This window comes from Polaromonas sp. P1_G4 (genome assembly GCF_056405475.1).
The window spans coordinates 1-1,817 of record NZ_JBFUCA010000680.1 but is presented as its reverse complement, the minus strand read 5'-3'; the positions used below and the strand labels follow the sequence as shown (position 1 = coordinate 1,817).

2 protein-coding genes are annotated in these 1,817 nt (G+C 55.4%); both read left to right on the top strand.

Annotated features, from left to right (window positions below; genetic code table 11):
• The coding region (locus AC1D1X_RS22155) for a Wzy polymerase domain-containing protein (protein ID WP_477699202.1) at positions 1-536 on the top strand (536 nt) is incomplete at its 5' end.
• 126 nt (positions 537-662) lie between these two features.
• Positions 663-1,817 (top strand): O-antigen ligase family protein (locus tag AC1D1X_RS22150; RefSeq protein WP_477699201.1); only part of this gene is annotated, 1,155 nt, incomplete at its 3' end.

Below are 1,817 nucleotides of genomic sequence, written 5' to 3'. Positions count from 1 at the left end.
CGGGGGCATTCTTGGGTTTATGGCGAATTTCCCGAGAGGGTTTTTTGCTTCGATCTTTTGTGCCCGTTGTCACCGTCATCACAGTCCTGCTCTTTATTCTCGTGTCGAAGGAATATCCTGCATTTGAAGAAGATTGGCAGGCAATGCGCTTCGAAGAGCGGCGCATCGGTATTGATACAAAACACGTACCTCCGCGTGCATTTTTGCTAGACCAGCTCGAAGCGCTGCTTCTGTTCACCCGTACCGAGGCCAGCCCAAATATGACGGCAGAGCAACTTCACTGGATGCGTTTGGTATCCACGCGATACCCCTACTCTTCCGCTCTTTTTCGCTATGCCACCGCGGCTGGTCTGAATGGCGCAGACAGCGATGCTGTTCAAGCTCTGCGTCTCCTCTGCAGTTTGCATGAGCCGCGGAAGTGTGCAGAGGCCAGGGAGGCGTGGGCGGAACTGTCCAGAAAAAAGTGGCCACAACTGTCCAAAATCCCGTTTCCCGGCATGCCAGCCAGTAGCAATACAGCGTTAACCCGGAAATAGAGTGGACGCCTCTCTACAGCTGGCCGGTCGGCGGAGCTGCGCGAGCCGTAAGCCCATACACTTGCTGCATCGCTAAGCACCGGTTTATTGTTGATATCTCCGCGCGGTGTACATGCAATCCAAAGAATGAAATTTTCTGCTGATACCTGGGCGGTGCCGGTCACCTTGCTTGTCTTGTTGCCTTGGCTGAATCCATTCGCCTTCGGCCCATCGCCCAATGTTGTTCCGTTATTGATAAGTCTCGCCGCCGTCGTTGGCCTGATTCTTCTCCAAGCCATCTTGCCGAGTATCGACAAAGCGGCAAGCGGCGCCCCGTTCAGCCGATACTGGGTCACCCCGGTTTCCTGGGCATGGATTTTGGCGGGAACGATCAGCAGTATTTTTGCGTTGTTGCAATATTCCGGTCATGCGAATGCTCTCACTCCCTGGGTGGCCAAGGCAGGCTTGGGTGAGGCCTTCGCAAATCTGCGCCAGCGCAATCAATTTGCCACCCTTATCAACATTGCCTTGGCTGCGGTGATCTGGTGTGCGGTGAAGGACTCTAAGCGTTCGACTGTGAGGGCGGGCGGTGGGCGGGCATTTGCATTCGTGGCGTGTGCTTGTGTGCTCGCGCTGGGTAATGCTGCTTCCTCCTCCCGTACGGGTATGGTGCAGTTGATTTTTGTCGCCGGATTGTGGTGGTATTGGGGGGCATCACGTCTGTCTTCTGCTCGCCGGCTGTTATGGGTATCGGCCGTTGTCTATGCACTCGGCACACTCCTCCTGCCATGGCTTTCTGGATTGGATCCGTCGCTGTATGGTGCCGCAGCCCGGTTTCTGGCTGGCGATGAACTCTGCGTTAGCCGCTTGACGCTCTGGTCAAATGTGTTGAGCCTTATTGCCCAAAAGCCATGGCTTGGCTGGGGCTGGGGTGAGCTGGATTACGCACATTACATTACCCTCTACAGTGGTCCGCGGTTCTGCCAAATACTCGACAACGCCCACAATTTGCCCTTGCAACTTGCCGTAGAGCTAGGGCTGCCTGCTTCGCTATTTGCCTGTGGCGCGTTTCTATACTGGGTGTTTCGGCGTGCGCCATGGCGCGAGACTCAACCGACGCGTCAGCTCGCATGGACAGTCCTTCTAGTGATTCTGCTCCACAGCATGCTCGAATATCCACTATGGTATGGCCCATTTCAGATGGCCTTCTGCCTTTGCATCGCAATGCTCTGGAGGCGGGAGAATGCGGTCCCGATTGTGACGAACCCGTCGAAATCACTGTTAATTGACCGTATATCAGCC